General features: G+C 56.9%; 7 protein-coding genes. 6 read left to right on the top strand and 1 reads right to left on the bottom strand.

The window, feature by feature from the left end:
- Window positions 1-1,279, top strand: a 1,279-nt coding sequence (locus AC2FLZ_RS17660; protein ID WP_496882502.1) for an asparagine synthase-related protein, incomplete at its 5' end; no start/stop codon positions are given.
- Between the two features lie 3 nt (window positions 1,280-1,282).
- Here AC2FLZ_RS17660 and AC2FLZ_RS17655 read toward each other — a convergent pair.
- Window positions 1,283-2,767, bottom strand: coding sequence for an NAD(P)/FAD-dependent oxidoreductase (locus tag AC2FLZ_RS17655; RefSeq protein ID WP_480555450.1), 1,485 nt, complete (start codon window positions 2,765-2,767; stop codon window positions 1,283-1,285).
- Window positions 2,768-3,438: 671 nt separating this feature from the next.
- Between AC2FLZ_RS17655 and rfbF the strand changes: the two genes are divergently transcribed.
- The 5 genes from rfbF to AC2FLZ_RS17630 are packed head-to-tail and all read left to right on the top strand — an operon-like array spanning window position 3,439 to window position 7,793.
- Window positions 3,439-4,212 (top strand): glucose-1-phosphate cytidylyltransferase, encoded by a 774-nt coding sequence (gene rfbF, locus AC2FLZ_RS17650; protein ID WP_496882501.1) that lies wholly within the window; start codon window positions 3,439-3,441, stop codon window positions 4,210-4,212.
- Entirely contained in the window at window positions 4,194-5,288 is a 1,095-nt protein-coding gene (rfbG, locus tag AC2FLZ_RS17645) for a CDP-glucose 4,6-dehydratase (protein ID WP_496882500.1), read from the top strand. The genes rfbF and rfbG overlap by 19 nt, the downstream gene beginning before the upstream one ends.
- Entirely contained in the window at window positions 5,285-6,517 is a 1,233-nt protein-coding gene (locus AC2FLZ_RS17640) for a methyltransferase domain-containing protein (RefSeq protein WP_496882499.1), read from the top strand. The genes rfbG and AC2FLZ_RS17640 overlap by 4 nt, the downstream gene beginning before the upstream one ends.
- Window positions 6,517-7,395 (top strand): NAD-dependent epimerase/dehydratase family protein, encoded by an 879-nt coding sequence (locus tag AC2FLZ_RS17635; protein ID WP_496882498.1) that lies wholly within the window; start codon window positions 6,517-6,519, stop codon window positions 7,393-7,395. The genes AC2FLZ_RS17640 and AC2FLZ_RS17635 overlap by 1 nt, the downstream gene beginning before the upstream one ends.
- Complete coding sequence (locus AC2FLZ_RS17630) at window positions 7,392-7,793, top strand: GtrA family protein (RefSeq protein WP_394389142.1); 402 nt, start codon at window positions 7,392-7,394, stop codon at window positions 7,791-7,793. The genes AC2FLZ_RS17635 and AC2FLZ_RS17630 overlap by 4 nt, the downstream gene beginning before the upstream one ends.
- The last annotated feature ends 52 nt before the right edge of the window (window positions 7,794-7,845 follow it).

Here is a 7,845-nt window from a genome sequence, read left to right as displayed (position 1 = left end):
GTTTGACGGGCCGGACAAGATCAAGATTTCATCTTTCTTCCGATTGAACGATTTTTTCGACCCCGATGAGATGACCCGGCTTGACGGCTTGCCCACGCCCGAAATTGTCGATGAGTTTGCGGATCTGATGCACAAATCCTTGGCCGCGCATTTGTTCGCCGAAGCGCCTATTGGGGCTTTTTGTTCAGGCGGCGTGGATTCGTCACTGATTGCTGCCATAGCAGCAGCACAACATCAAAACCTGCCGTTGTTCCATGCCAATGTGAAAGGTGAACGCAGTGAAGTTGATGCGGCTCGCAACCTGGCCAGAAGTCTTAAACTGGAGTTGCACGTTACCGATGTCGATGAGTGCGATTTTATTGACATGCTTCCCCGAGTCATTCGGCACTATGAACGCCCCCCCTCAGAACCTGCAAATTGCACGCCACTGATGATGGCAGCCCGGCTTGCAACTAATTCCGGAATGAATGGTCTGATTTCTGGTGCAGGCGCAGACGAATTGTTCCTCGGAAATCCCCGGTTTGGGCGAAAGCGTTTGAACGATGGATACAGACGGCTGATGCGCCGGGTGCAGGCAATGTCGGGCATAGGGTCCATCCTGACTACGAAGAGCGCAAAAAAGCCGGTGCATGACTATGCAAAACCGAGGGGGCCGCAGGAGATCTCTTGCCATCACAACGCATCGCCACAAAACCCCAGGGATCACGGCAGACAATGGACGTTGGATCGCATGCGCTATCCCCTGTCGGAGCTTTTGCATCTCAATGACACGATGGGCATGGCCGCAGGTATCGAAGTGCGGCTTCCGTTTTTGGATACCCGAATAGCCCGGTTTTCCGTCAATCTTCCGACCCGGCATAAACACCGGCTTTCACCCTTTGCCTTCGGGAACGCTCATCCGTTTGTTCGCAACAAATGGGTCGTTGAAGAAGTCGCCAATCGCTATGTCCCGCGCAACCTGAGCCCCCGTATCAAGAACGCGACACAGACGACGGTGTTTCAGCGGTTGGAAGTTCGTCCTGAATACTTCAGGAACGCCCATCTGCGGGACCTGATCGGCCTGACCCAGACCCAAATGCACGACGTAATCACCGAAACGGCCCCGGACCTTCGGTTGCGGCTTTTGCTGGCCGAAGTTTGGCTACGATGCGGACTGGACCATCAGGACGAAGGCCGGGAAGTCGCCAGATTACGCGATTACATCATCATCTGGCCGGACACATATCATCCCAACCCGTCAATCAGAAACAAACCCACAAGCACCGCGGTCCCTGGCTAAGGATCAGAGCGCCGTGCTTTTACGAAAGTTTTTTTTTGGAGCAGCCGTTTTCTTGGGGTTGGCTTCAAACTCTTCATGGTAAGAGCGTTCCACATTCACGTCCCAGACGTCGTAGTTTTCGCCCATGATATTGCGGGCGGCATACATCGCCGACAGCATCGAATGATCCTGATTGTTATAGCGATGCAAACCATTGCGACCCACGGTCTGGAAATTTTCCAGCGTTTTCAGCCAGTCGCTGACCGTGTCCAGGGCCTCTTTGTATTCGCTGTCATAGACCGGATAGGCCTTGGGTTGCCGGATGACCGCACAATCGATGACATCACTGGCTTTGGCCAGACCAAGCTTTTCAAGCTCCTCACTGGCAAGATGTTTGAGATCCTCGTCGGAGGAGGACCAAAGCCCGTCACCCTTCTGGCAGAAATATTCCATCCCGATCGAGGCAGTATTCTGGTCGGGCAACATTTCCTTAGACCAGGCGCGGAAATTCTGAATGCGGCCAACCTTCACCTTGGGGCTGTGGATGTAAATCCAGTTGTCCGGGAACGGATCGGCGTGATCCAGGATCAGGGTCACGATCAGGAAATCTCGATACTTCAGGCGATCGGCAGCCTCGACCACCTCGGGTGGTGGCGGTGGATCAAAGGCATGGATCAGATCGCGCACGGCCATCGAATTGATGAATTCCTCACCCTCGACCCGTTCGGTTGTTTTATCACCGCTTTCGTCCCAATGACGCACATCAATCGACGTGACGCGGTTGCCATCGCGGTTCACCTGCACCACTTCGGAACGGGTTTCGACCGAACCGCCCTTTTCCTGGATCAGATCGCGGGTCTTTTCCCACATCATGCCAGGGCCCAGGCGGGGATACTGGAATTCCTCGATCAGGCTGGCCGTATCATTTGCACCCGAAATCGCGTTCCAGACCGCCTTGGGCAGGGATAGGTTCTTGATCCGCTGCGCGGCCCAGTCGGCCCGGATTTCTGACGGTGGAATACCCCAGACTTTCTTGGTGTAGCTGTGGAAGAAATGCATGTAGAGCCGTCCGCCAAAGCGGTTGATCACCCATTCTTCAAAGGTGTCTTCCTGCGGTTTGGGCCGCAGCTTCCATTTGATGAAGCTACCGATGATCTTGTAGGTCTCGTAAGGGCCGATATTGCCCAAAGCGTTGAAGATCCGCAGCGGATAATCATAAAACTTGTTGCGGTAGAAGATGCGGCTCAGGCGTTGCACAGTGATGAAATCATCCCCCATCACCTCATGCCACATGTCCTCGACCTCACGCACCTTGGTGAAAAACCGGTGCCCGCCTATATCAAAGCGATACCCTTTATGCGTTTCAGTTCGGGAAATGCCGCCCACCATATCCGAAGCTTCAAAGACCCGGAGAACATGTGTGCCGCTCAGTTTTTGCAGTTCATAGGCGGCTGTCAGCCCGGCTGGGCCGCCACCGATGACTACAACGGGAACAATATCTTTTTTCAAATGACTAACACCCATACCAAAACACTTACCTAAGGCTACAAGAGGTTATCCGGGATTCACAACAAAATCCTGTCAGCCCCTTAAACAGAGTGCCTGAGTTTTGAAGCCCGGCCTTCCGTACAGAAAATCGGCACCCTGATTAGACGAACCGCACCCGCTGTCCATCCCACAGAGAGAGGGGGCAGATGCGAACCAGATCGCCTGTGTCGAAAACCGGTTCAAAATTGGTGAAAACCTCTGTCTCCTATACAGCCCTAAACCGCATGCGCTTTTTCCAATAATTTGAATCGCAACGATGTTTTCCGACCGGTATAGCTTTGTCAAAATTTCCCGCAGGTGTGAAATGTGCATTTGGTCCGCGCAATTCTGATACAACGTGTGCAGCCCTGAATATGAGCTCTTTTGAGCGCTATCTCTGTGATGTTCTTCACTGGATTGCCCGGCTGAAAGGGCGCGTCAACAATATCGTCTCTTTCCCCCCATTGTGTAAGGTTGAGCGCCAGAGCAACGGGAAATTCAGTGCCTCACGACTCGTGGCTTTGTGAATCTTGACAGGGTGGCGGCGCTGCCGTCCTAATGCGTGCGAATGTTTGCAATAACCCGGATGCCCAGATCCGGGTTAAGACGAGTGTATTGGTAGCCAGTCTCGTTGTTAACGAGGGAGCAATTTTATGAAGTGCGTTATTCTGGCCGGCGGCTTAGGCACGCGGCTCAGCGAAGAAACCGTCAAGATACCAAAACCCATGGTCGAGATCGGTGGTAAGCCGATCATCTGGCATATCATGAAAATCTACGCGGCCCATGGCGTCACTGATTTCATCGTCTGCCTGGGGTACAAAGGTTATGTCATCAAGGAATTCTTCGCGAATTTCTTTCTGCACAACTCGGACGTTACGATCGACCTGGCCAATGGCGGTCTTGAAATTGCAAACAGCAAGTCAGAACCGTGGCGCGTGACATTGATCGACACCGGAGACAACAGCCAGACTGGCGGGCGACTTCGCCGGATCATGCATCTGCTCAAGGATGAAGAGGCGTTCTGCCTGACCTATGGCGACGGTGTCGGTGATATCGACATTCGGGCCGGGATCGATTTTCACCGGGCGCATGGCAAGCTCGCAACCGTCACGGCAGTTCCTCCGCCCCGCCGCTTCGGCCAGCTCGAGCTGCAGAGCAATCAGGTCCTGAATTTCTCTGAAAAACCCGTCGGGGATGGTGGGCTGATCAATGGCGGATTTTTCGTGCTGTCGCCCAAAGTGGGCGATTACATTGACGGCGACGATACCGCCTGGGAACGCAGCCCCTTGATGAACCTGACGCGCGATGGCGAGCTGATGGCCTTTGAACATAAAGGCTTCTGGCAGCCCATGGACACTATTCGCGAACGCCAGGAACTGGAAGAACACTGGGCCACAGGCAATGCGCCGTGGAAAATCTGGGAATGAGTGCGAGCGCGTTTTCCGGACGTAGGGTGCTTGTAACCGGGCATACCGGCTTCAAAGGCGCCTGGCTGGCTGCCTGGCTGGCCGAGGCCGGTGCAGAAGTCGCCGGATACGCCCTTGCCCCCGAAACGAAACCCAATCTCTGGGCATTGCTGGATCAGCGCAAAATAAGGTCGGTCACCGGCGACCTGAATGATCGCGCGGCGCTGGATCGGATCATCGCGGAAACCGATCCTGAATTCGTATTTCATCTGGCGGCGCAATCCCTGGTCCGGCGCTCTTATCGCACTCCGGTTGAGACCTTCGCCACCAATGTTCTGGGCACGGTTCAGCTTTTGGACGCACTGCGTGCAGCCCCGAGCCTGCGCGCGGTGGTGGTGGCAACCTCGGACAAGGCCTACGAGAATGTCGAACAGGTCTGGGGCTATCGCGAAACCGACCCGATGGGCGGGCATGATCCATATTCCGCATCGAAGGGTGCGACCGAAATAGCGGTCGCAGCAATGCGGCGCAGCTATTATTCACCGGATGCTGCCGATCCACATCCGGCCCGGATTGCCAGCGCACGCGCGGGCAATGTCATTGGCGGTGGCGACTGGGCCGAAGACCGTTTGGTTCCCGATATCGTGCGCGGTTGTCTGAGCGATGAAGGACGCGTCGTATTACGCTATCCCGGCGCAATCCGCCCCTGGCAACATGTTCTGGAACCTCTCAGGGGGTACATGATGCTGGCCCAGAAGCTCGAACAGGACGGTGCCTTCGCAGCGGGATGGAATTTTGGCCCCGAACGTGACGATGAACGCCCGGTTCTGGATGTAGCCCAGGCGGTCATCAAGGCGCTTGGGCAGGGCCGGATCGATATCGACACCCCGGCGGATGCGCCGCACGAGGCCAAGATGCTTCGGCTGGATGTATCGCAGGCGCGTGCACTGCTTGGCTGGCGCCCGGTCCTGAGTTTTGACGACACCGTCAGGCTGACGGCAGACTGGTATGCGGGCTGGGCCCGCGGCACTCCGGCAACCGAGCTGTGCCACGCCCAGATTGCCGAATTCGAAACACTGAGCATGAGACAGGTATGACCGGCACGACCCATCCCACCTGCCGCCATTGCGGCGCGGATCTTGAGATGACGCTTGTCGATCTCGGACTGTCCCCTCTGGCCAATTCCTATGTCGACCCCGCGAAAGCGGACAAACCGGACCCGGTCTTTCCGTTGCACGCCCGCGTCTGCACCGAATGCTGGTTGGTTCAGGTGGATGATGTCGTACCGGCGGAAGAGATTTTTTCGACCGATTACGCCTATTTCTCCAGCTTCTCGGACAGTTGGCTGGCCCATTGCCGGGATTACGTGGAAAAAATGGTCAATCGGTTCGATCTCGGGCCGGACGATCTGGTGATCGAGATCGCCTCGAATGACGGATATCTGCTGCAGTATTTCGTTGAAAAAGGCATCCCGGTTCTGGGGATCGAACCTTCAGGCAATGTGGCGGCGGCGGCACAGGAAAGGGGTGTGCGCACGCTGGTCGATTATTTCGGCGAGGCGCTGGCCCGAAAGGTTGCTGCGGTCGAGAAACCCCCGGCCCTGATTGCCTCGGCCAATGTGCTGGCGCATGTGCCTGACATCAACGATTTCGTTGCCGGCATCGCCACCTTGCTGACGGGGGACGCGGTCTATACAGTTGAATTTCCGCACCTTCTGAACCTGATCAAAAGCGTGCAGTTCGACACGATCTATCACGAACATTATTCCTATCTGTCGCTGCTGGCGGTCGAGACAATCTTTGCCAAGGCGGGTTTGCGCGTCTTCGACGTCGAAGAGCTGCCGACCCATGGCGGATCGCTGCGGGTTTATGCCTGCCTTGAAGGAGCCAGCCACCCCGAAGGGCCTGGCTTGGCCAAGGTCCGCGCGGACGAGACTGCGGCACAGTTCGACCGGCCTGAAGGTTACATGAACTTCACCACTCAGGTCGAAGCGCTGCGCGATGGGTTGCTTGCCTTTCTGCGTGAAACAAAGGCGCGGGGCGACACGGTTGCCGCCTATGGTGCCGCCGCCAAGGGCAATACGCTGCTGAACTATGCCGGGATCGGCCCCGATCTGATCTCTTACTGCGTCGACCGCAACCCGGCCAAGCAGAACACGCTGCTGCCTGGTAGCCATATCCCCGTGCATGGGGTCGAAGCCCTGCGCGAGGCGGCGCCGGATTACGTGCTGATCCTGCCCTGGAACATCCGGGATGAGGTCATCGGACAACTGTCCGACCTGAAGGTACGGTTCGTGACCGCCGTGCCGGAAGTCAGGATCAGCTGATGGCACGGGTTCTGCTGACCGGCGCAACCGGATTGATCGGACGCGCCACGGTTCCGGCTCTGACACAGGCGGGCCATGAGGTGGTGACGCTGGGCCGCAACCCGGCAAGCGATATCCCCTGTGACCTGCTGAACCCCAGCGCCACCACAGCGGCCCTTGAAACAACCCGCGCCAGCCATCTGGTTCATCTGGCCTGGCATGATGGACCACGCGACCGCTGGGCTTCCCCGGCCAATCTGGACTGGATGGCCGCCACGCTGCACTTGGTGCGGGAGTTTGCGCGCATCGGCGGGCGACGTGTGATCTGCGCCGGAAGCTGTGCCGAATATGACTGGTCGGTGCCGGACCTGACCGAAGCAACACCTTTGCGGCCCCGGACCCTGTACGGGGCCGCAAAGGCTGCGACCGGTCTGGCGCTGTGCGCAGGCCAGGATGCGCTTGGCCTGTCTCTGGCCTGGGCCCGCATCTTCTTTGTCTACGGACCGGATGAACCACCGGGCCGGTTGTTTGGCGATCTGATTTCAAATCTGAAGACAGGCGAGCCCGTAGATTGCACCGATGGACGACAGGAACGGGATTTCCTGCATGTCGATGATCTGGCGCGCGCGCTGGCGCTTTTGCTGGAAACCAATGTCACCGGCGCGATCAATATAGCAAGCGGAACCACCGTCCCGGTCCGGCAGTTGATTGAAGAGGTCGCAAACCAGATGCATCACCCTGACCTGATCCGGCTGGGGGCTATCTCCCGCGCGGCAAATGATCCCGACCGGCTGGCAGCGGATGTAACCCGGCTGCGGAACGAAGCCGGATTTACCCCGCAACACAATATCGCCTCAGGGGTGGCGGATATTCTTTGTACAGAAGGGGCCCGCGTATGAAAAAGCTGCTTATTCCCCGAAAGAAATCATTCATGCGCTTCGCTTTGGTCGGGGTACTGAATACGGCGTTTGGTTATGCGCTGTTTACCGGCCTCAGCCTGTCAGGCCTGCCACCCCAAGCCGCATTGGCGATTTCGTTTTCCGGCGGGGTTTTATGGAACTTCATGACCCACGCCCGGCTTGTCTTCGACACCAAGGGTTTTGGGCGTTTGCCCTATTATGTGCTGTCCTATCTGTTCGTCTACGCGTTCAACGCCCTTTCGCTTGAGGGATTGCTGTCCGCCGGTCTGCAACCGATCATCGCGCAGGGGTTACTTGTTTTGCCCACCGCCATCCTGGCCTTCATCATGATCTCCAGGGTGTTGACGGGTCACTTTCCCTGGCAGCAGAGTGTTTGAAGATGATTGAAAATAACATTCCGGCACATTGGCCATCGAAGTTCAAACCGAC

The sequence above is a fragment of the Ruegeria sp. YKSF131 genome (assembly GCF_059612645.1).
This window is presented reverse-complemented; position numbering and strand designations above follow the sequence as displayed.